Below are 21,022 nucleotides of genomic sequence, written 5' to 3'. Positions count from 1 at the left end.
TTCCTACAATCTTTTAGAAAATCTTCCTTGCTTTTGCCATCTTTTCCAAGATCGCCCTCAAGGCTCCTTCCGCTATTGGATCATTTGGTACTGGAACCGGTCTTCCATCACAGTACATGGTGATGTGACTGCCGCGCTGTCGTACTGCATAAAACCCGAATTTCTGCAAAACCCCGATTCACGCCAATATGATTAGGCGACTCAATTTTGTTTACTATTTCATCTGGCACGGGTTCTAGCATATCTCTATGATCTCTCATGTTTTTCTTCAGCTCGTTAATGGTTTTTCCTTTAGATGGTATTAGGGAACTCTAGACACTGACCAGTGTAGCAAACTTCTCATTTTTATCAAATGTTACCTTGATATGATATCCTGATTATTTACCGTTACCTTGGCTGTCTGTATACTGTTATCACTTTTCCCTTATTACCAATCTTGGATCGAAAAAAGGCTTATTTGACAGCCCATTTGACGTAAGAACGTACATGCCTGAACAAAGCCCTAGTACACTATCAAGAAGGGACTTTTTAAAGCTCATGGGTGCTGCAGGAACTGCGCTCACATTTGCCCCATTTGTTCCGTGGGGCAAGTTCATGCCAAACCCGGACGCTGCAAAACTAGAAAAGGTACCGGTAATTTTACCTGATGGAAACCAGGCAAATGTTAACACTTTTCCAGTAAATCATGCCGAAGTCATTACGTACCCGCAAACCGGGGACAGGGTGCTAGATGAGGAGGCATTCAGGAAATGGCAGTTCATCAGGCTTCCTGCAGAACTTGGCGGCGAGAAAAATGATGTGAGCTCGTTCCGAGCATACAGCATGGTCTGCCTTCATCTGTGGTGCCTGTGGAAGTACTGGCCTCAAGAGGGAAGAAAGAGAGGTGAGTGTCCGTGCCATGGAAGCATGTACAATCCTCTGACTGGGACTGCATTTGCAGGACCTGCATCGCTTCAGGCGCCACCGTCAAACACGCTGGCAAAACTGGAACTGGAGGCAGATGCCAGCGGGGATCTCTGGATTCTTCCAGCAAAGTTCTCGCCAAATGAAAATGGAGTAGTGGGGTATGGCCGTTTCGTTAAGTAGGCGCACAGGCGCAGTCAACTTTTTCTACTGGCTGTGGGACGGCCTTGAGAGGACCATATTCACTGGAATAAAATTCTCGTTCCCATCAAGATTTGTCAGCCCGTTCGGATTTTTAGGAATGCTCACATTCATCGTATTTGTAATACTTGGGATCTCCGGCGCGCTGCTAATGTTCTATTACATGCCAATACTTGATAGGGCCTGGGACAGCGTAGAGAAGATAAACAACGTAGTTCCCTACGGATTCCACATAAGAAACATCCACTACCACGGCTCCAACGCCATGGTGTTGCTTGCCATACTGCACATGTATTACCAGTATTTCAGCGGGCGATACAAGATAAGAAACGAAGTCCTCTGGGTAACAGGTGTCATACTGGGTACCGTGACAATACTTGAGGCGTTCACAGGATACGATATAATATTCTCAGAGAGGGCCGAGCTTGCAATCAGCATAGCTGCATCACTTACCAACTCTATACCGATAGCTGGGCCCACCATACGCGATGCCATGTTCGGCTCGGGATTTTCCGACTTTGTGCTAAGATTCTACGCGCAGCACGTGTTCATTCTGCCACTGGTGATGCTCGGACTTATGGCTGTTCACTTTCCAAGATTTCTGGTATTTGACGTGCCGATGGTCATGGCAATTTCTGGGGCCATACTGATAACGGGAGGAGTATTCCCAATTGACATGGGCTTCAAGTTCGAGCCCACCGTGCCGCCCGGCATCACAGTTCCAGAGTGGTACCTGACGGGTCTTTACGCCTTTTTGAGGACCCAGTATGACAAGTTCGTAACGGGAGTGCTCTGGCCAGGCCTATTCATAGGGGCGTTATTGCTAATACCATTCATGGATAGATACAAAAAGTTCTCATGGAAGGACAGACCGATTATCACGGCATTTGGAATAACAGGAATTGCCCAGATAATGGTGACCACATACTGGGGCTTTTACATCCCTCCGGACACTACCATTCCACTGGTGCAAAGGCTGGTAATTGACCCTGTCTTCTTCTATCTGGTCATGATACTATTGGTGCCACTTGGCTTTGGATTCAGCTACATGATGATAAAAATGGCCCAGGAGGCAGAGCGCAAGGCAAAGCTAAGAAAGGAAAAGGGGCCAAAGCAGGTAGCAGAGATAAGACTTTCACAAAAGTGGCTCAACTGGATAATCGTCGGCCTCATCGCGTTCCAAGTATACCTGAACATTGCCGCCTACAATGCGGCCATCACTGGACTGAACAACCTCTCGCTGTTCTTTACCGGCCTGATACTGATAGTGTTTGCAGGACTGTTCCACGTATACAGGTATGCACTAAGTGAGGCAAAAAGGCCGCCGCCACCGCCACCGGCACAGACACAAGAGCCGCAGATAGAGGCACCGCAGCCATCCGAAATAAAGCAGGAAGAGACAAAGGAGCTCCCAGGCGAGGCTCCAAAACCCGAGTCAAAATAATTCTTCCATCTTATTTTGTTACAAGATCCTCGTCGGATTGATATTTTTGGTCGCATCTAATGTTAAAATATTACACTGCGTAATACGTAATGTATGGCAACAATAAATGTGCGATTATCTGATGAGGAAAAATCGACACTTGAAAAATATGGTAAAATATCTGATGTTGTGAGGGAGGCAATACGCCTGTACGTTAACAACAAAAAATCCGTGGAAACTCTGAAAAAATTAAAAGAATACCAAAAGAAAAACCGTGTGACTACAACTGAAGAAATAGTTGCCATGATAAGAGCTGACAGAGATACACGTTGAGAGTCGTAGTTGCAGATACAAGTTATATCGTGGAAGGACTTTTCAACAACGCCTCATTATTCGATGATCAGATTGTCTGTACTGCTAGTTATGGTCTGCATGAGATTCTAAATGCTGTATGGAAACACCAAACATTGCTAAGACGGATTAAAGATGGTCAACCTATAGTGGATGCACTTTTTGATCTGATATCCTCCGGCACAATACAACTCCTGACACCAAAAGTTGAAACTATGAAAAATGCATATGATTTTGCGGTAAAAACCAAAGTGCCTGTCTACGACACCATGTTTGTCGCACTTGCAAAAGAGATGAGAGTGGAATTGTTGACATTTGATAAAAAGCAGGCGGCGATCTTTAATCACTGGAGATACGACTTTTCTTAGGCAAGCTTTATAAGAATTACAACATCCCAAAAAATCGTTGAGCAATACCCCAACATCAAGTCATGCATATGGGATTGGCATAATAGCAGTCATTGTCGGCGTTGCAATGGGAATAGGATACTATCAAATGTATTACCTTCCAGAAGAATCGGCAAAGCCGTCAGTCTCGCACGAAATACTAGAGCCGGTCGATGTCACAAAAATTGACATAATCCCCGGATCCGCACTTCCGGACCAAAAGGACAACTTTGTGCCAAAGCTTGTCAACATACAGCTTGGAATAGACAACAAAGTTATCTGGCACAACTCTGATGATACGCCGCATACTGTTACGCCAGACCACAATGTGGCCGATTCGTACAGCGGTCAGTTTGGCTCGCCAGGGGTCATAAAGGCGGGGGAGACATACGAGTTCCTGTTCACAGAGGACACCGAAATAGAATACCATTGTCAACCGCACCCGTGGATGAAGGGCAAGCTGATTGTAACAAAGCAGAGATTCTAGGCAAGCTCTGCAAAAAACACGTCACTTTCAACCTCTTTGTGCTGCTCTATTATTGATGCCCGGAATTTGACCTCGTACCTTTTTTGCGGCTCAAAAGTAATTATGGCGGAAAACTCGGCCCTGTTCTGAAGCATGACGTCCTTGCTGATAAAAAGGCGCGAGCTCCTCGATGAGATCTTTTTGCCGTTAAGCGAGGTAAACAGCATCAGCTCATTGGAGTCAAGTATCTGGGTGTTCAGCACTACCGAGTCGTAGTTTCCGGCATAGTTTACCGTAATGGCACCTGAAAACTCGACATTCGGTCTGATGCTCTTGTTCATTTCTATGAGGATGTCCTTCAATTACACTCTGGCAGCTCTTTTTCTGATAAATAATTTTTGAAAATAAAACAAGCCACTGGCCCGCAAAATGCCAATAGCAATTCCCGCATTTTTGGTAGGCAAATTTAGCAGTGACCTGTATTGCTTAGGCTATACTAATTCACAGTAATAAGAATGCTCTAGATTTTATCGCATTATTCCATAATTTTAGAATGACAGATTCAATGCATAGCATGTTGCAAACTCTCAACCTAACAATATGAGAGTAAAATGAATTGTCTTACCCGTACGACTCGAACTTTACTTCAAAGCTTCCGTCAGGACGCTTGTTTCTCTCGGTGACAAATCCCTTTGCCCCAAGATAGTCCATGCAGCCATCTATAGTTCCCTGCCAGCCACATATGTAGAACATTGTGTTCTGCGGCGTGACCTTTTCTCCTATCATCTGCTCAAGGGGCGAGGGCTCACCGTCCTTTGATCTAAGAAAAGTCTCCACCCTGCCTGCCTGGCCGCTCCACGACCTGTTAAACCATTCCTGCGGCCTGCTTATTGCGGCGCGGTATCTAAAGTTCCACTTGTCACGTCCCCTGTCTATGCTCTCCATCTCCAAATCAGTGAAAAGCTGCTTGTAGCTTAGCTCATCGACATAGCTTGCCCCATGCAGCACAACAATCTCCCTTTTATCACCTATTGCGTGCAAATGCTGCGCAAAGCTGACAAATGGGGCAATCCCGGTTCCTCCGCCAAGGCATACTATACGTCGTTCATCTTTTCTGCCGTCCGGGAGTTTGTCATTGATGAGCAGTGCTGCGCCCGTTGGCTTGACCCATGTTACCTCATCGCCTTCCTTTGCGTTGAACAGCTGTGTTGTAAGCCTGCCAGGTAATGGTTTTCTTACCCACCTGATTACAAGCTCGATGAATTTTTTATTCTCAGGATGTGATGCAATGGAATACGCGCGCCTGATGACCTTTCCCTCGCTTGGCACATTCATCCCTATTGTGATGAACTGTCCTGCCTTGTAGTCAGGGATGATGCCGTCGTTTGGAACTAGCCTGAAAATAGCCAAGTCCTCTTTTAGTAGTTGAACATAAGTAAGGGTAGCCTTGTTTTCTACAACCACAGACAGACCTCGGCTATGACGGTTAAATATTTTATGTTAGTTGATAATCAATTTTTTCCACTTCTAGCTAAACGTAAATAATCAGTCTACAGCTTGGTAATCGATCAGAAGTTTTCTGGTTAATTGGGCCGGTCGTCTAGACTGGTAGGATACGCCCTTGGCATGGGTGAGATCGAGGGTTCAAATCCCTCCCGGTCCATTTATCATTTTACCGACTCTAGCATCTGCCTTATCTCCGGATCCTCACTCTCAACGCTCTCAAGCAGGTCGGGGCTGCCTATGTCTATTGCTGATTTAATCGCACTCTTTCTGACCTCGATGTTCGGATCGGCAAGGCACTTTGCTATTGTCTGCACTGCCTGGCGCGCCTTCAGGTGTCCTAGGGCACCAACTGCACAAGATCTTACCATCGCGCTCTGATCATCTGCAAGTGCGATTATAGACGGTATGGCCTCATGCGAGTTCCTGTTGGCAAGAACGAGCGCCAGGTACCCCCTGACGTTCTTGCTCTGATGCCCAAGACTTTTTACCAGAATATCAGATATCTCGTTACTGTTTAGCAATAATGCACTGAACGCCTCACCCCTTATCTCAATGTCAGCATCATCAAGCCTTGATACTATCTTGTCTATTATTTTGGGATCGTCCGTCTGGGAGAGCGACTCGAGCATCTTTTTCTTTTCATCCTTTGTTCCTTCCCTCAATATCTTGCAAATCCGCTCAAATGAGCTCATTTTAGATTGGTATTGCCGCAATGCAAATAAGAAATTTTGGAATATGCACGCAAAATCCGTTTTAGCTTTAAATTATCCAAATATTCCTATGATGACATGTCCAGCGAAAACAGAGACGTAATTTTCATTGGCAAGAAACCTTTGATGGCGTATGTAACATCCACGCTCATTCAATTGGCGAACTTGCCAGCAGTGCATATCAAAGCCAGAGGACTCAGCATAGGACGTGCAGTAGACGTTGCACAAATCATCTCGCGAAAGACAGAGAATGCTGGATACTCTATAGGCGAAATAAAGATAGGCTCTGAACAGCTCGAATCAAAAGACGGTAAGTCACGAAACGTATCGACAATCGAAATCGAAGTAAAGAGAAACGCACCTTAAGGTCTCTTTACTTGTACTTTTTTATTTTCTCACTTTTGTAGCGCAGCTCAAGGTTCCTGAACTTTGGAAGCTCGACAATATCGTTGAACTGATCAAAGCTTACAAGATTTTTTCCTACCTTTGATGTTGTGCCGGATTTTCTTAGCTCTTTGAGCACCCGCATAGTGGCAAACGTGTTGGCATATAGCACCGAGAGCGGGTACAGCACTATCTTAAAGCCCATCCTGTAAAGCTCCTTTGATGGTATCAGGGGCGTAGCACCGCCCTCTATCATGTTTGCCACAAGGGGGGCGTTGATGGCCTTGCCTATCTGCCTCATCTCATCTATGGTCTTTGGCGCCTCGACAAATACAATGTCGGCACCTATCTTCCTGTAGTATCTGCCCCTCTCTATTGCCTCATCAAGGCTTCTTGTTGCCCTAGCATCGGTCCGCGCAACTATGACAAAGTCCTTACTGCGTCTTGCATCTAGCGCAGCCTGGATCTTTTCTGCATACTCTTCCTTTTCCACAACTTCCTTGCCTGCCATGTGGCCGCACCTTTTGGGCCACCTCTGGTCCTCAAGAAACATCCCTGCAGCCCCGGCACTTTCAAGCTCGCTTACAAGCTTCCAGACACTCAGCGCGTTTCCGTATCCTGTGTCAGAGTCCACTATTACAGGCACCGATACTGCCCTGCAAATTCTTCTTGCGTTATCTACAGTTTCCGTCGCTCCGATGAATCCATAGTCGGGCATCCCAAACAAAGTTGCAGACGTGCCGTACCCTGTCTGGAACATTGCCTCAAATCCTGCCTTCTGAGCTATCTTTGCGCCGATGGCATCGTACACTCCGGGGATGACAAGCGGCCCTGGCCTGCTGATGAGCTTTCTGATATTCAACAAACAGGATCACAGACGAGAATTATTTATCGATTCTCCATAGGAGGCCGATCAGAATACAGGCAGGTACGTATCCTACATAGGATTTAATTACGTCTGGGCTCGAGTTTAGCCAATGATAAAGGCACTATTTACATTGCTAATAGCTGCTGCTATGCTGTCATCAGTATCATTGCTAACAGTTAACGTGTATGCAGAAAATGCAAACTGTAGCAGAGACTGCGAAGCGCCAACACTTGGCGTCTTGGACAACGGACAGAGAGTCGTGGAAAAGGGATTGACAATCAACGGCAGAGCCTTTGATGTTGCCCACCAAATCCAGACTGTCACCACAACAAACGTAAAGACCGGCGGACAAGTAAAGGCAACCCTGATAGTACATGAGAACAACGGAATATCCGGAATACGAGAGGTTGCGCTATCAATTGCCGACTATAAGGACGACCGCAACAGGAACGAGATTGCCACAATAATATACAACCAGGCCTTCACAGGAGTGCAAAGTGTCAGTCTTGTTGACCCAGAAGGCATCCTAAAGGACGTCTCTGTCAAGCCGACACCGATTGACCAGTTCACGACAAGCCTGGAATTCTCTTTTGTCGTTGCCAAGCCAGTTGATGCGTCTGCAATACTGATTCAGACTGTGGATGAGAGCAGAAGCTCAAGGACCAACGTCTTCCTTGACGCAATAGCAGTAACTGGAAAGTCGATGGTTGAAAAGCCAGCAGAGCCTGCAAGGGATGTACCTGCACCACTGCAACAGGTAAAGAGCGGCGTCAAACCGCAAAACGTAGAATGCAGACAGGGAATGGAGCTGATATTCCGCACATCAAACGGTGCGCCCGCATGTGTCTATCCGTTCACAGCCAAAGTTCTAAAGAACTTGGGCCTGGCAAACTAGACTTACAACCTTTTTCTTATTTTTACTCTATCTTGATTTCTTTCTCGTTCTCGTCAAGCTTGCGCAGCTCCGACTCGAGAAACTTTCTGTACTTTTGCAGCTCTTCTTTTGTCATCTTTGAGCTGTTCTGGCCGAGAACTGATGCCATCATGCCCATCCTCTCTATCAGGTCCATGGCCACGAACCTGCCTACATTTTTGACCCTCATGAGCACGTCAAGCTGATTCCTCACTATCTTGCCTACCGCCTCTATGTCGTCCGCTGTGGCGCGGCCCTTCTTTGTTATCTGGTACTTGCCGTCCTTTGACTCTTCAATCAGCCCCTCATCTAAAAGCCTGCCAAGAAGCGGATAGATTAGTCCGGGCGAGGGTCTCCACCTGCCTTCACTTTGTTCCACGGCAGCATCGATGATCTCCTTTCCGGTGTGCGGCTTTGCCTGCAGCAGCTCCAGGATGTAATACCTTGAGAAGCCCCTTGGCACGGAGCTTGCGACGCGCTGCAGCCAGTCTGATGCCATCACTAGCGATATCGCTAGCGATAAATATAAGCATTCTGCGATCCGAAAAATCCAGTTTCAACACATATTTAGGCGATTTTTTGAAGCAAAAGATAGCCATGGTCGATTCCTTAGAGTATGATTTGATTATAGTGGGCTCCGGCCTTGCAGGACTGCGCGCAGCAATCGAGGCTGCAAAGACGGGCCCGTCGCTGAAGATCGGGGTAGTATCAAAGGTGCAGGTGATGCGCTCGCATTCAGTGTCTGCCGAGGGCGGAACTGCCGCAGTACTGTTTGAGGAGGAAGGTGACACCATAGAGTCTCACATTTACGATACCGTAAAGGGAAGCGACTTTCTTGCAGACCAGGACGTGGCAGAGCGATTGTGCAAGGAGATGCCGCGCGAGGTCTACCAGCTGGAGCACTGGGGCATGCCCTGGTCAAGAAGAAAGGACGGAAGGATAGGACAGAGAAACTTTGGAGGATACAGCTTTCCGCGTGCAACTTATGCATCAGACAAGGTCGGATTTTTTGAGATGCAGACACTCTATGATACGTGCCAAAAGTTTGACAACATAGAATTTCTAAACGAGTGGTTTGTCACAAGCATAATCCATGATGGGCAGCAGTTCCTTGGCGTGACTGCAATCGAGCTCTCAAGCGGAACGTTTTACACCATAAAGGCAAAGGCACTGATAATATCGACTGGCGGCGCAGGAAGAATCTACAGCTTTTCAACTTATGCGTTATCATCGACCCCGGACGGCCTTGACATGGCGTACCGGGCAGGGCTTGCACTAAAGGACATGGAGTTTGTCCAGTTCCATCCTACAGGAATACTTCCCTCCGGAATACTGATCACAGAGGGGGCAAGGGGGGAGGGTGGATACCTGATAAACAAGGACGGCGAGAGATTCATGAAAAGATACGCCCCAAGCAAGATGGAGCTTGCACCAAGGGATATAGTATCAAGAGCGATAATGACAGAAATACGGGAAGGCCGCGGCTTTCAGCACGAGACAGGCGTTGACTGCATGAAGCTTGACCTGCGACATGTAGGAGATGCGGTAATCAGGGAAAAGCTAGGCGCCATACGAGAGATTAGCATCAAGTTTTCCGGAATAGATCCGGCACAGGAGCCAATGGACATCAGGCCAGTATGCCACTATATGATGGGGGGAATACACACTAACATAGACGGCGCAACGGAGCTAAAGGGCGTGTGGGCCGCAGGCGAGGCAGCATGCAACAGCGTTCATGGGGCAAACAGACTCGGGGCCAACTCGACCTCAGAGTGCATAGTGTGGGGGAAAATAACCGGCGAGCTTGCAGCAAAGTATGCAATGAACGCCAAACACTCATCGCAGTTTCCGTATCATCTTGTGACGCTTGAGGAAAAGAGAATCTACGATGGAATCTTCCGGGGACAGGGAGAGTACAACCCATACGAGGTAAGACAGGAGCTCACAGATATAATGAACGAAAAGGCGTACGTGTTCAGAACCGAAAGCGAGCTTGTTGAGGGATTAAAAAAACTCCAGGACCTGAGAGCAAGGACATGGAAGCACGTAGATGATAAGGCAAAAGAATACAACACAAACTTTACCAACGTGATGGAGCTTGACTCTATGTTCAGGGTGGCAGAGGTCGTACTTATTGGCGCAATCAACAGAAAAGAATCGCGAGGCTCGCATGCAAGACTTGACTATCCGCAGAGGGACGATGCAAACTTTTTACACCACACACTTGCATACTATGATCCAAAAGGTCCAATTATGAAAAAGCACCCAGTAACCATTACAAGGTACCAACCGGTGGAGAGAAAATACTAGATGAAGCGAAACGAAAACAGGGAAGGCATCAAGGGAATGGCAAACCCAGGCCGATACGGAATAGAAAGGCTCGCATACTGGCTGATGAGGATAACGGGGCTAGGTCTGCTGGCATACTTTATCGGCCACATCTACGAGACAAGCTCGATTCTGAGCGGCAAGGATGCATGGGACTCGATGCTAGAGATGACGCAGACAACCGAAGGACACGTACTGCTTACACTTGTAATAGGAATGTGCGTATTTCATACTGCAAACGGGATACGCGTGATGCTGGGCCACGGAGGAATCGGCGTAGGCAAGCCGGCAAGGCCTGACTATCCTTACATTCCGGCATCGCAGAACAACATGCACAAGCTCTGCATTTACGCATCAATCGGGCTTGCCGCACTTGCAATGATGTACGGGGCATCCGTACTGTTTGGTGAATAGAATGCGAGAAAGCACTGTGATGAAAATACACTATGCCACGGCGCTTGGCGCAGTAGTGCTGGTAGCAGTGCATATTTTATTTAGAATTACGATGATGGACTATTCCGAATCACTGCACTATGAGAACGTGCTTGCAAACTACAAGTTCGTCCCTTATGCGATAATGCTCGAGCTCATACTGGTGCTATTATCAGTGCACGGCTTTAACGGCCTGAGGGTCATACTGCTTGAGCTAAAGCAGGGAAGATCATACGAGAAGGCAGTGACATACGGCTGCATCGCTGCAATGGGCGGCCTTATTGCGTATGGTTCAAGGACTATATTGATGGCAAGCATGGGGATGACATAGATGAGCCAGACGCGCGATATTGCAAGGGAAGACTCGTCAACAGAGATATCATCATCAAGGACTGTAACTTTGCGAATTGCCAAATACAACCCGGAGCACGATTCCGCCCCGCAGTTTGCAGACTACAAGGTGCCATACGAGAGGTGGACTACCGTGCTTGATGCCATACTTGATGTCAAAAAGCACCTTGACCACTCTGTGGCAGTAAGGTACTCTTGCAGGCAGGCCTCGTGCGGCTCTTGCGGAATGAAGATAAATGGCAGGCCGCGACTTGCGTGCTTTACCAAGATATCGGAGCTGAACTCGGATGTAATAACAATAGAGCCGATGAACAACTATCCTGTTGTAAGGGATCTTGTAGTTGACCTAAAGCAGCTAATATCAAACCACAAAAAGATGATGCCATTTGTGGTACGAGAGGACTCGGAGATCACATCCCCGACAAAAGAGTTCTCACAGACGCCGGAGCAGCTTGAAGAATACATCCAGTTTGCAAACTGCATCAAGTGTGGATTGTGCAATTCGGCGTGCCCAACTATGGCAACTGACTCGTCATTTCTGGGGCCGCAGGCGCTTGCCCAGGCGTACCGCTACGTGGCAGATAACAGGGACAAGGGCAAGGACAAAAGACTCAGGATAATAGACGAATCGCACGGGATATGGAGATGCCACTTTGCCGGCTCTTGCAGCCAGGTCTGCCCCAAGGGCGTGGACCCTGCAATGGGAATTCAGCTTTTACGGGGATATCTGTTAGGATTTAAAAAATGATCTAGTTTGGCTTTTTCGGGTTAGGGCTGTTGTTTACCTGGTTGTTTATCTGCTCTGCCATAAAATGGTTTGAGACATTTACCTTGACGTCATTGATGCCGTCAAGCTTTAGCAGGTTATCGTGTATGTCCTGAGCTATCTTAAAGCCGAACACTGCAGGACAGAAGGGGCTTGTGAGATGCAAGTCGACCTTGACGTTGGAGCCTTCTATATCCACATTGTCTACAAGCTCAAGGTCTGTAATTGACGTGTTTATCTCAGGGTCTACAATTCCTGAAAGCTCATCGAAGATCTTTCGTCTCAACTCTTGTAAATCCTGAGTCATAAACAACAAATCGTTCATGCTATATATAACCATTATAATTGCTAGTTTGATGTATCGGTCGCGTTTTGACCAAAGCTTGGACAAGTTCACGCTAGACTATGTCTCATCGATTTCCGATGATTCTGAGATTGCCATGTATGATATCATCGGGAGTCAGGCCCATGTGATGATGCTGCATGAAAATAAAATTTTGAGCAAAGTGGAGACAAAAAAAATTCTTGCAGCCCTTGAGAAAATAAAAAAAGAAAATCTGTCCTCATCTGATGCAGAAGATATTCATGAATTAATAGAATCACGTGTGGTAAAAAAGATCGGCCTGAAGATCGGAGGCAAGATGCATACTGCAAGGTCAAGGAACGACCAGGTGGCACTTGATCTGCGCATGAAGGTACGCGATGACACAAACATATTATGCAAGTGCATACTGGATTTGATAGATACACTGGTATCTGTTGCAGAAAAGCACACTGATACGCCAATGCCGCTTTATACACATCTTCAGCAGGCGCAAATAGGTACATTTTCACACTTTATGTTATCGTATACAGACTCTTTGTTCCGCGACCTTGACAGGCTGTATGTCACTTATGGAAGGATTAACGAGTCGCCTCTTGGCGCAGGCCCTGTTGGCGGAACAAGCATACCTATTGACAGGAACAGCACTGCAAGGATGCTCGGCTTTAAGGGGCTGGTGGAGAACTCGATTGATGCCACAAGCGGCAGGGACGTGATAGCCGAGTATGCAAGCAATGTGGCAATACTAATGACCGGTCTTTCCAGGATGGCAGAAGACCTGATAATCTGGTCTACCTCAGAGTTTGCGTTCGTAGAGTTGTCAGATAAATTCTCATCACCATCAAGTGTGATGCCGCAAAAAAAGAACCCGGATATTTTAGAGCTTACGCGCGGCAAGGCTGCAAGGGTGATTGGAAATCTGGTGGCAGTGCTTACCACACTCAAGGGGCTTGCCTCAGGGTATGGACGGGACCTGCAGGAGATCAAGCCGTCAGTTTTCTCTACATCGAAAATAGCCGTATCGGCCCTGGTGGTGCTCAATTCCATGTTTGCAACTTTGCATGTAAACAAGCAAAAGATGAGAAGAGTGGCCGGCTCCGGCTACCTTGCCGCCCTTGATGTTGCAGAGGCACTTGTAAACGAGGGGATTTCGTTCAGGATTGCACACAAGATAGTAGGCCAGCTGGTGCACACTGCCCACCGCTCAAACAAATCGCTATCTGAACTGAGTTTGGCGGAAATCAAAAAGTCGCTAACTGAGAAGCAAATAGAGCCAAAGAAACTGCTCAAGGTAATCTCCTCAATTGATATCAATACCTCACTGGAGGGCAGAGTGTCAAGGGGCTCGTCTGGCTTTGCAGAGCAAAAGAGGATGGTTGCAGACAGGCGTGCAAAGGCCCAGGCATATCGCTCGGGAACGACAAAAAGGGCAGCCGATGTGGATGCTGCACTCAAAGGACTTTCTGTAAAGATCCACTCGATAATAAAATAATGTGTAATCGCAGAAAAATTAGCAATACCGCAAGACGCAACATCTCATTTTAAAAAAGGTACAGCCAGACGCTGTACCACTTTATGATCCGCCTGATTTTACAAGCTCGTATTCTTTTGTAGCCTTTTCTATTGCCGCGTTGTATTGGACTTTAGCTATTTTTGTCTCATCACCGTTTGCATCTGAGATTGCCTTCTGGTAGGTTTTCTGTGCATCAAGTACTGCCTTTTGATAGGCAGTCTTGCATCTTTCAAATCGGTCTGGCTTGGTTTAGTCAGTGACTTGTTGTATTGTTCTTGGGCTTGTGCTATTTTATTATCTCTGATTTTTTTTGCGTTGGCAATAATCTGATCAAATGTTTTTTACTTCTTGGCGCTTTTGCTCATCATTGAGTTCTTCTAGTGTCTTCTCTAGTTGTATTCTTGCTTTAACAACGGTGTCGGTGAACTCTATTTCAGATTCGTAAACTGACTTGTTGTATAGTTCCTTTGGGGTATCTGAAAATACTACTTGTGGATAAGCCGCAAATGCAGTCAACATCAAAACGGCGACAAGAGACGGCGTTATGGATTTGGTCAAGTTTTGCATTTTTTCTTCCTGTGATGATGCTAGTATACATGTGGCATTCGTGAGTACAGTATCAAGTGTTTCAAAACTAATGCGTGGCTGGGGATACGACATATCGGCAACTTCACAACTGATTCCAAAAAACTTAATTGATAGGGACAAATAATCATGCCTAAATTTCCTTTTTGACAAACTCTGGTATTTTTGAAAGAGGAATCTCCTGAACGAATCTGATCACATCGTTTAGCTCCTCGTGCTGATGTTTGTCTACAAGCTTCTTTTCCAGTTTGAAAATCCTGAACGTGGCATTCTTTTGGCGACTACGAACAGGTAATGCCCTCAGGAATAGGAAATCTTGAGAGTTTTACGCCTCCAGTTGAACAAATCAGGGAATTTTGGATTGGTGTAAAAATTTTAGCGGGTTCGCGGGGATTCGGACCCCGGACAGCCGGATTAAAAGTCCGGTACTCTACCTGGCTGAGCTACGAACCCTTCGCAATTCTGCAAATTGTGTATAATTTAGGCCTTTACTAGGCAATTCTGCAAATTGTGAAACTTTAAAAAAGGAAATTCAAACACAAAATCTAGCGCCCTTGTAGTATAGCCCGGTCTAGAATTCGGCCCTGTCACGGCTGAGACGCGAGTTCAAATCCCGCCAAGGGCGCCTTCAAATCTTTGAGCTAATCAATCTTTAAAAATGATTTTTGCGTAATGGTATGGTGGACTGGGTATTTCTTCTTTTAATGTCTGTTGTATTAGAGTGCTCAAAGGCCCACCCGTAGATCATCCGGACCCTGTGATTATAGCGTGCATGGTCTTGACCCATGCGCTTTTTATGGTCTCATCGTTCTTGTTTGTCACCCTCATGACGGTAAGGCCGTTGTAAAGTGCAATCATGCCTCGGGCAATAGCTCTAAGATCAACATCGTCCCTGAAGAATCCACCATCCGTCCTCATCTGCCTTAGAAACTCTGTGACAATCTCGTCGAGATTTTTTCTCTGCTGGATTATCATCTGCTTGATCTTTTTGTTGTGCAGTGATTCTGTCACCCCTTCAAGCCAAGCTCTCTCGGTGTTCTTTTCCTTTGCAACCATATCGTCGTAAAACTTGCCCAGATCAGATGCAAGATTTGATTTGTTCTTAAAGAGGCCTTCTCTTATCTCCATTAGCGTCTGTTGGTTCTGCTTGCACATATGATAGAACAGGTCTTCCTTGCTCTGAAAGTACAGATACAAAGTTCCCTTGCTTACCTCTGCAGTTTTGGCAATATCGTCCATCTTGGTGTTGGCATAGCCGTTTTTTGAAAAGTTTTTGAGCGCAGCCTGATAAATGAGGCCTTTCATCTTTGCCCTGTGTTCCTCAGATACCTTTGGCATAAAGACACGCTCAGTCCATCTTATATGAAACGCTCGGTTCTGGCTCTTCCATCTTTATTACAATGCAGTTGCCAAGCCTGCCAAATATTCTCTGGCGATTTTTTCTTGTCAGCAAGAGCCCTAGTATGACGTCAATCACAAACAAAAACGATTTGCCAAAGCTATTCACAAGACTTTGCTTTACTGATATGGGGCCTCCATCAAGGTTTACTGTCTTGATGTTAAGCACTTTCTTTCCAAGCGACTGTCCGTATCTGAATTCCAGTATTGCCCAATAGACGAAAAATGTCAGACTGGAGCCAATTCCAAAGAAGAATCCGTGCGCTGCCCAGAGCCTTGGTTGGTGTTCAAAATTCACCCCGCCCATCCAGAAAAGATCTCCAGGCCACAGTGCAAATACCAAAATCGAATGCACAGTGAATATTCCTATCCAAATAATGACAAAATCAACAAGCCACGCAAAGAACCTATCGCGCCACTTTGCAATCCGAATCTCCCTGATTCCGTTCTCTGTCATGCCCTACTCCACTCGTAACTGCAATCAAAGCACACACCGTCATTTTGCTGACCGTGCCAGGATATGAACACCTCAAGTGATCCGCATGCAGGACAAGAAAATCTCAGGTGGGGAAACTTGGGTCCGTAAATTCTCAGAACGTATGGCTTTTTGAACATTTGAGAATTCATCCATATCTTGGATGTCTGGATCACTTGAGGATTCATCAGTCAGGGTCAAATGTTCAGATATAAAAATATAACTGACTGACTGGTCAGTTTGGTTCAATTCTATTTTAATCAAAGGTTATAAACCAAACACTCCCTATCCTAGGAAATGAGAAATCAAAAACTATTGCTTGCAGCAGTAATTACAGCGGCAATCTTCTGGCCTGTACATGGCATGGCGCAGAATGCGGAAGAGACGCAGCCAGCACAGATTCCTTTAGAGGATGCAGAGATTGCACAAGTAACCCAAATTGCACTTGATTTTGTAAGATCAAGTTCGACATTTGCATTTGACGGCATGGAGGACACACTAGTGGTGGACTCTGTTCATGCCATGGAGTCATTTCCAGTGCAGTATAGGGTGCAAATATCGTTTGATTCTGCACACGGCGGATTTGGAGACAGGGAAGGCCAAGTACTCACGCAAGTGATAACTCATCACAAAATGGACCTGCTAATATCAGAGGGAATAGTAATATCTGCAGTAACGGACGGGCAGTGGGATGAGCTCAACAATCAATTTGTACTAAAGCATCAGCATTTGCCCATACTTGCCCAGCTTGGCAAGCAAGTGCAGATTGGTATGGACCAGAGCGCTGTTTTCGAATCAGAAGGCCTGCAAATAACACTAAAAAGAATTGAGGACTCGAGGTGCCCATCAGATGTGACATGCATACATGCAGGCGATGTGAAGGCAATTGTGAGTGTGACTTATTATGATGCAGATATGGGCCAGTTTACACTAATTAACACTGGAAGCGGCAGCAGCGAAGAGATTGTGCAAAGGTATTCTATAATGCTCACTGATGTTACACCGTATCCAACAAGCTCGCAACCTGCAGGAGATTACACTGCAACAATTCTGGTATCAAAGACTGCACCGCCATCGCCAATACAACAGATCTCAGGTGGAATCCTGCCTGAAAACGTGCTGTGCAATGACGGTCTTGTGCTGATACAAAAGGCGACAAAGCAGTCTAGCGCGTGTGTGAGGCCGGAAACTGCACAAATACTTGCAGAGCGCGGCTGGCTCGTGCTATAGTTTTATCTGTTGCAATATCTCCTTGAGCAGCTCATCATTTGCAGCTGCGATAAAAGATAATCTGGTATCGTAGGAAAGATCAGAGTCAAGATTCTCAAGGTTCTTGTCCAAAATCTTGCCGCCCGCCTCCCTTGCTATAAGGTATCCTGCGGCCATGTCAGTTACACGAATCTTTTCGCGCAGGTCTATGTAGATGTCAATCAGTCCGCGTGAGAACAGTGCAAGCTCAAGTGCGTTTGCGCCCAAATGCCTTGCGTGGTTGGAATTCTCAAAGAGCGGCTGTATGCGCTTTATGAGGCTCGGCTTTGCCCCTGAGACATTAATCCCGACTATCTTGTAAACCGGTTTTTCTTTATGCACATGAATTCTCTTACTATTACAATAGGCCCCCCTGCCCCTTGCAGCCCAGTACATATCACCTGTAGAAAGGTCGGTTACCACCCCAGCAGTAACTGAGCTAAGCTTATCCTCTGTTGCAAACGCAAGAGAGCAGCAGAAAAATGGAATTCCGCGTACTGCGTTAGCAGAGCCATCTATTGCATCCATTATGACAAAACCTTTCGGATTTTTTGAAAGCTCTACTCTACCGCATTCCTCGCCGAGCACAATGCATTCGAACTTTATTTTCTTCAGATAGTCAAGGACAGTCTTTTCTGCAACAACGTCTATCTTTCTTGAAATGTCGCCACCAGCTCCTACGCCATGATCTTTTGCGGCGGCCTTTGTGCCGGCCAGACCCTTGACGTTTTCATACACAAGTTTTGATGCCTCCTTGAGAACGTTGATTGGTTGCACGCCATGTCTATAGTTTTTCGTAATTTAATCTAAGAAAGTCTTGAAAGGATAAATAATCACAAAAGAGTCGTGTTCTTGTGAGCGGCAAGGACCAATCGGTTGTAAGCAAAGAAGCTCTAATGTCTACAAAATCAGGCAAGCAGATAATCAAGCAGGGGCTTTTCAAATCAAAGGGCTTTAGACTGTTCAGCCAGTATAAGGAGGAAGCAGAGGCAGAGTTTCCCAAGTTTGCAGAAAGATTCACAGACGATCTGCTACGGGAGATAAAAAGTGACGCATCACCGGCATCCACGCAAACAGAGTTTGCGCAGGAGGTCGGTACCACGGAGATAACACTGCAGGACTCACAAATCCCTTCAATAAAATCAAGGCTGGAAAACCGCGAGATCCTCAGGGACAGGGTACTTAGAATTCTGAATTCAAATTTTGTCAAGATGACGCTTCCTGTATTCAACGCCCTTTATGATGCAGCTGCAGCATACCATAACAACAAGGATGCGCAAATGCGCCAAGATTTGGTGGATGGACACATAATCGCAATAGATCTGAGCGAGCCGATGGACAGGATAATTGACAAAGACGAAGATCTTGAATATCTTGATGATTACAAGCTTATGAACCCATACATTCTAAAGATTGCCCGGGCCAAGATTGCCAAGGCAGGTGAGCAGGTGCTTCAGGAGTTCGAGGACGGATTCAAGGATGCAAGACTTGGTCAGTACATAGACGCCAAGCTAAAGATGAACCCAAGAAAGATAACAGAAGAGCAGATGAACCAATGTTACAAAAAATATCGCGCAGTAATGGGTACTGCTGGCAGGAACATGGCACTTGCAAAAAATCCGCTAGGGGAGCTATTCTACCTTGGGATGGCAAGGGCTGCAGAATGCGTCGGATGCGGCAACGAGATAGAGGACTCGATAAAAAACAAGTTTGTCAAGGTGCCATCATGGCCATTATACTATACACTACTAACAAATGATGTGAAGCAGGGCTTTGATTTTACAATGAAAAAAAGTGAACTGTACCTTTCTGATGCAAGGCTTGCAATGGAGCTTTTGCCAAAGGACTTTACACACTCTGAATTCCTGGAATTCCTGTTCCTTACTGTAGAACACTACAACCAGTACTGGTACAACCAGCTAGGCAAGCTCAACATATGGTCAGAGCTGTCTGCAAACCTTCCGAGGTAATAGCATATGATGTGGTCTGAAAAATACCGCCCGCAGAAAATTTCAGACATGGTTGGCAACGAGGAGGCGCGCAAGTCGTTTGTTGAATGGCTTGCCAAATGGAAAAAGGGAACAAAGCCAATACTGCTCGTGGGACCGCCTGGCATAGGCAAGACCACGCTTGCAAAGGTGGCTGCAAAAGAGTTCGGATACGATCTTGTGGGACTGAACGCAAGCGATGTGAGAAACAAGGCCAACATAAAGGAGATACTCGCACCGCTACTTGGAAACACGTCACTTCTTGGAAGAGCTCTGATTTTCGTTGACGAGGTAGATGGAATACATGGGAGGGCCGACTTTGGTGGTGCAGAGGCTCTAATTGACATACTAAAGGAGCCCACGGTGCCGATAATACTTGCAGCCAACTCTGAGCAGTCAGATAAGATGCGGTCGATAAAAAAAGCAACAAAGACTATCCATCTCAAGCCACTGCCTCCAAGACTGCTTGCGCTTTACCTGCACAAGGTACTCAAAGAAGAAGGGGCAAAATTGAGCCCGGGTGCCATGATAAAAATAATCACCGAGTCAAGGGGGGATATCCGCTCGCTCTTGAACATAGCGCAGGCAAACGTGTCTGGATTTGAGCCTGCGACTGAGAAATCATTTGAAATGTTGGATGTAGAATCTGCGATTGGTGCATTCTTTAAGGCAAAGTCAAGGGAGGAAGCACAGGCCGTCCTGTATTCTATGAGAATTGATCCGAGAGAAAAGATCTCGGCGTTCTATTCCAGCATAGTGACAAGCAGCCTTGCGGCAAAAGAGATGGCGCGCATGCTTGATATCATCTCGCGAGCAGACGTGCTTTACGGAAGAATAATGAGAACGCAAGAATGGAGACTTCTTCGTTACCTTGATAACATACTCCTGGATCTATATGGGCAGGGCATACCTGTACAGTACTCCCAGTACAACCTGCCCTGGCCCACGCTTAATAGGATAAGGTGGGACGGCAAAAAGATAAAAGAGATCTCTGGCGCTCTAGCTAAACAATTTCACATATCAAGGAGCACGTTTGCGACGTTTTTCTTCCAGTATGTACTGTTTTGTATCAAGAACAAAAAGCTAGAACTTGATCTGGGCTCCGAATACGAGGAGACAATACAAAAAGAGATGGAACTTTTAAGATGAGCTGGCGCAAAATAGCAATGAAGTTTCCCGGCACCTGCATAGTGTGCAACCAGAAAATCGAGGTAAACGAGATAGGACTGTGGTCCAAGGGGGCGGGAGTAAAACACGAAAGGTGCGCTGCCAAGGAAATAAAGGAGCTGAACTGCGCAATATGTGGCGGTCCGACAGGTTGCGCAAGGTGCGAATTTCAGGATGACTGCGACAGGGAAGCGGTCTCAGGAATGTGTGTGTGCAAAAACTGTCTTGATTCCAAGGATCCGTATTTGGCATACAAGAAAGCCGTAATGAAGGGGTTTCCTGTCTTTGAGATGAACTCGGACTGAAAATCCGCTGAGGGGCCTCTCAAAGCAAGCTCA

The 21,022-nt window shown here is 46.4% G+C and carries 28 protein-coding genes and 3 tRNA genes; 18 read left to right on the top strand and 13 right to left on the bottom strand.

Features of this window, described 5'->3' with window-relative positions:
* Positions 1-13 precede the first annotated feature (13 nt).
* Complete coding sequence (locus tag NITUZ_RS09865; protein WP_244443840.1) at positions 14-169, bottom strand: type II toxin-antitoxin system HicA family toxin; 156 nt, start codon at positions 167-169, stop codon at positions 14-16.
* A 317-nt stretch (positions 170-486) separates the two neighbouring features.
* On the opposite strand from NITUZ_RS09865, the gene NITUZ_RS07415 reads away from it, so the two are divergent.
* From NITUZ_RS07415 to NITUZ_RS07395, 5 genes are all read left to right on the top strand, one after another.
* Positions 487-1,086: a twin-arginine translocation signal domain-containing protein gene (locus tag NITUZ_RS07415; protein ID WP_048196666.1), complete on the top strand. Its 600-nt coding sequence runs from the start codon at positions 487-489 to the stop codon at positions 1,084-1,086.
* Positions 1,067-2,548: a cytochrome b gene (locus NITUZ_RS07410; protein WP_048196664.1), complete on the top strand. Its 1,482-nt coding sequence runs from the start codon at positions 1,067-1,069 to the stop codon at positions 2,546-2,548. The genes NITUZ_RS07415 and NITUZ_RS07410 overlap by 20 nt, the downstream gene beginning before the upstream one ends.
* A gap of 93 nt (positions 2,549-2,641) precedes the next feature.
* Positions 2,642-2,860: a hypothetical protein gene (locus NITUZ_RS07405; RefSeq protein WP_048196658.1), complete on the top strand. Its 219-nt coding sequence runs from the start codon at positions 2,642-2,644 to the stop codon at positions 2,858-2,860.
* Positions 2,857-3,246: a type II toxin-antitoxin system VapC family toxin gene (locus NITUZ_RS07400; protein WP_048196657.1), complete on the top strand. Its 390-nt coding sequence runs from the start codon at positions 2,857-2,859 to the stop codon at positions 3,244-3,246. Before NITUZ_RS07405 ends, NITUZ_RS07400 begins: the two co-directional genes overlap by 4 nt.
* 106 nt (positions 3,247-3,352) lie before the next feature.
* Positions 3,353-3,751 carry a cupredoxin domain-containing protein gene (locus NITUZ_RS07395; RefSeq protein ID WP_081844914.1) on the top strand — a complete coding sequence of 133 codons (399 nt, stop codon included), beginning with the start codon at positions 3,353-3,355 and terminating at the stop codon, positions 3,749-3,751.
* Here NITUZ_RS07395 and NITUZ_RS07390 read toward each other — a convergent pair.
* A complete protein-coding gene (locus tag NITUZ_RS07390) occupies positions 3,748-4,092 on the bottom strand; it encodes a hypothetical protein (protein ID WP_048196654.1) in 345 nt (114 codons plus the stop codon). The genes NITUZ_RS07395 and NITUZ_RS07390 overlap by 4 nt on opposite strands.
* Positions 4,093-4,351: 259 nt before the next feature.
* Complete coding sequence (locus tag NITUZ_RS07385) at positions 4,352-5,194, bottom strand: ferredoxin--NADP reductase (protein ID WP_048196653.1); 843 nt, start codon at positions 5,192-5,194, stop codon at positions 4,352-4,354.
* Between the two features lie 125 nt (positions 5,195-5,319).
* Between NITUZ_RS07385 and NITUZ_RS07380 the strand changes: the two genes are divergently transcribed.
* Positions 5,320-5,393 (top strand) — tRNA-Ala (locus NITUZ_RS07380).
* A gap of 4 nt (positions 5,394-5,397) precedes the next feature.
* On the opposite strand, the gene NITUZ_RS07375 is transcribed toward NITUZ_RS07380, so the two are convergent.
* Positions 5,398-5,928, bottom strand: a complete 531-nt coding sequence (locus NITUZ_RS07375) for a HEAT repeat domain-containing protein (RefSeq protein ID WP_048196651.1) — start codon at positions 5,926-5,928, stop codon at positions 5,398-5,400.
* A 96-nt stretch (positions 5,929-6,024) separates the two neighbouring features.
* Here NITUZ_RS07375 and NITUZ_RS07370 point away from each other — a divergent pair, with 96 nt between their 5' ends.
* A complete protein-coding gene (locus NITUZ_RS07370) occupies positions 6,025-6,312 on the top strand; it encodes an AlbA family DNA/RNA-binding protein (protein ID WP_048196650.1) in 288 nt (95 codons plus the stop codon).
* A gap of 7 nt (positions 6,313-6,319) precedes the next feature.
* Here the strand turns inward: NITUZ_RS07370 and NITUZ_RS07365 are convergent, their stop codons facing one another.
* Complete coding sequence (locus NITUZ_RS07365) at positions 6,320-7,195, bottom strand: isocitrate lyase/PEP mutase family protein (protein WP_048196647.1); 876 nt, start codon at positions 7,193-7,195, stop codon at positions 6,320-6,322.
* Positions 7,196-7,307: 112 nt separating this feature from the next.
* Here NITUZ_RS07365 and NITUZ_RS07360 point away from each other — a divergent pair, with 112 nt between their 5' ends.
* Positions 7,308-8,093: a hypothetical protein gene (locus tag NITUZ_RS07360; protein WP_048196646.1), complete on the top strand. Its 786-nt coding sequence runs from the start codon at positions 7,308-7,310 to the stop codon at positions 8,091-8,093.
* A 22-nt stretch (positions 8,094-8,115) separates the two neighbouring features.
* Here NITUZ_RS07360 and NITUZ_RS07355 read toward each other — a convergent pair whose 3' ends face one another.
* Positions 8,116-8,610, bottom strand: a complete 495-nt coding sequence (locus NITUZ_RS07355; protein WP_048196644.1) for a PadR family transcriptional regulator — start codon at positions 8,608-8,610, stop codon at positions 8,116-8,118.
* A gap of 98 nt (positions 8,611-8,708) precedes the next feature.
* Between NITUZ_RS07355 and NITUZ_RS07350 the strand changes: the two genes are divergently transcribed.
* The 4 genes from NITUZ_RS07350 to NITUZ_RS07335 are packed head-to-tail and all read left to right on the top strand — an operon-like array spanning position 8,709 to position 11,970.
* Positions 8,709-10,421, top strand: a complete 1,713-nt coding sequence (locus NITUZ_RS07350; protein ID WP_048197038.1) for a succinate dehydrogenase/fumarate reductase flavoprotein subunit — start codon at positions 8,709-8,711, stop codon at positions 10,419-10,421.
* Positions 10,422-10,853, top strand: coding sequence for a succinate dehydrogenase/fumarate reductase transmembrane subunit (locus NITUZ_RS07345; protein ID WP_048196642.1), 432 nt, complete (start codon positions 10,422-10,424; stop codon positions 10,851-10,853).
* Position 10,854: 1 nt separating this feature from the next.
* Positions 10,855-11,202 carry a succinate dehydrogenase/fumarate reductase transmembrane subunit gene (locus NITUZ_RS07340; RefSeq protein ID WP_048196641.1) on the top strand — a complete coding sequence of 116 codons (348 nt, stop codon included), beginning with the start codon at positions 10,855-10,857 and terminating at the stop codon, positions 11,200-11,202.
* On the top strand, positions 11,203-11,970 hold the full coding sequence (locus tag NITUZ_RS07335) for a succinate dehydrogenase/fumarate reductase iron-sulfur subunit (RefSeq protein ID WP_048196639.1): 768 nt from the start codon (positions 11,203-11,205) through the stop codon (positions 11,968-11,970).
* A 1-nt stretch (position 11,971) separates the two neighbouring features.
* Here the strand turns inward: NITUZ_RS07335 and NITUZ_RS07330 are convergent, their stop codons facing one another.
* The gene (locus NITUZ_RS07330; protein ID WP_048196637.1) at positions 11,972-12,295 is read right to left on the bottom strand and encodes a metal-sulfur cluster assembly factor; all 324 of its coding nucleotides are present in this window, start codon (positions 12,293-12,295) and stop codon (positions 11,972-11,974) included.
* A gap of 49 nt (positions 12,296-12,344) precedes the next feature.
* Here NITUZ_RS07330 and argH point away from each other — a divergent pair, with 49 nt between their 5' ends.
* A complete protein-coding gene (gene argH / locus NITUZ_RS07325; RefSeq protein ID WP_048196635.1) occupies positions 12,345-13,802 on the top strand; it encodes an argininosuccinate lyase in 1,458 nt (485 codons plus the stop codon).
* A gap of 351 nt (positions 13,803-14,153) precedes the next feature.
* Here the strand turns inward: argH and NITUZ_RS07320 are convergent, their stop codons facing one another.
* Positions 14,154-14,483, bottom strand: a complete 330-nt coding sequence (locus NITUZ_RS07320) for a hypothetical protein (protein ID WP_048196633.1) — start codon at positions 14,481-14,483, stop codon at positions 14,154-14,156.
* 304 nt (positions 14,484-14,787) lie between these two features.
* Positions 14,788-14,861 (bottom strand) — tRNA-Lys (locus tag NITUZ_RS07315).
* A 97-nt stretch (positions 14,862-14,958) separates the two neighbouring features.
* Here NITUZ_RS07315 and NITUZ_RS07310 point away from each other — a divergent pair.
* Positions 14,959-15,033: transfer RNA gene (locus NITUZ_RS07310), tRNA-Asp, on the top strand.
* 119 nt (positions 15,034-15,152) lie between these two features.
* Here the strand turns inward: NITUZ_RS07310 and NITUZ_RS10045 are convergent.
* Genes NITUZ_RS10045 through NITUZ_RS07295 form a run of 3 tightly spaced genes read right to left on the bottom strand, consistent with a single transcriptional unit; the run spans position 15,153 to position 16,469 of the window.
* On the bottom strand, positions 15,153-15,746 hold the full coding sequence (locus tag NITUZ_RS10045) for a TetR/AcrR family transcriptional regulator (RefSeq protein WP_052370128.1): 594 nt from the start codon (positions 15,744-15,746) through the stop codon (positions 15,153-15,155).
* A gap of 10 nt (positions 15,747-15,756) precedes the next feature.
* Positions 15,757-16,263: an RDD family protein gene (locus tag NITUZ_RS07300; RefSeq protein WP_048196631.1), complete on the bottom strand. Its 507-nt coding sequence runs from the start codon at positions 16,261-16,263 to the stop codon at positions 15,757-15,759.
* Complete coding sequence (locus NITUZ_RS07295; protein WP_048196630.1) at positions 16,260-16,469, bottom strand: hypothetical protein; 210 nt, start codon at positions 16,467-16,469, stop codon at positions 16,260-16,262. Before NITUZ_RS07295 ends, NITUZ_RS07300 begins: the two co-directional genes overlap by 4 nt.
* 109 nt (positions 16,470-16,578) lie before the next feature.
* On the opposite strand from NITUZ_RS07295, the gene NITUZ_RS07290 reads away from it, so the two are divergent.
* Positions 16,579-17,511 carry a hypothetical protein gene (locus tag NITUZ_RS07290; RefSeq protein WP_048196628.1) on the top strand — a complete coding sequence of 311 codons (933 nt, stop codon included), beginning with the start codon at positions 16,579-16,581 and terminating at the stop codon, positions 17,509-17,511.
* Here the strand turns inward: NITUZ_RS07290 and NITUZ_RS07285 are convergent.
* Positions 17,506-18,306: an inositol monophosphatase family protein gene (locus tag NITUZ_RS07285; protein WP_048196627.1), complete on the bottom strand. Its 801-nt coding sequence runs from the start codon at positions 18,304-18,306 to the stop codon at positions 17,506-17,508. The genes NITUZ_RS07290 and NITUZ_RS07285 overlap by 6 nt on opposite strands.
* Before the next feature lie 77 nt (positions 18,307-18,383).
* Here NITUZ_RS07285 and NITUZ_RS07280 point away from each other — a divergent pair, with 77 nt between their 5' ends.
* Genes NITUZ_RS07280 through NITUZ_RS07270 form a run of 3 tightly spaced genes read left to right on the top strand, consistent with a single transcriptional unit; the run spans position 18,384 to position 20,989 of the window.
* Positions 18,384-19,499 carry a hypothetical protein gene (locus NITUZ_RS07280; protein ID WP_048196625.1) on the top strand — a complete coding sequence of 372 codons (1,116 nt, stop codon included), beginning with the start codon at positions 18,384-18,386 and terminating at the stop codon, positions 19,497-19,499.
* A 9-nt stretch (positions 19,500-19,508) separates the two neighbouring features.
* Positions 19,509-20,666, top strand: a complete 1,158-nt coding sequence (locus tag NITUZ_RS07275) for an AAA family ATPase (RefSeq protein WP_048196624.1) — start codon at positions 19,509-19,511, stop codon at positions 20,664-20,666.
* Positions 20,663-20,989: a hypothetical protein gene (locus NITUZ_RS07270; protein WP_048196623.1), complete on the top strand. Its 327-nt coding sequence runs from the start codon at positions 20,663-20,665 to the stop codon at positions 20,987-20,989. The genes NITUZ_RS07275 and NITUZ_RS07270 overlap by 4 nt, the downstream gene beginning before the upstream one ends.
* Positions 20,990-21,022: the final 33 nt, after the last annotated feature.

Source organism: Candidatus Nitrosotenuis uzonensis (assembly GCF_000723185.1).
Lineage (GTDB): Archaea > Thermoproteota > Nitrososphaeria > Nitrososphaerales > Nitrosopumilaceae > Nitrosotenuis > Nitrosotenuis uzonensis.
The sequence above is the reverse complement of the archived record's forward strand: the minus strand, read 5'-3'. Positions and strand labels throughout refer to the sequence as shown.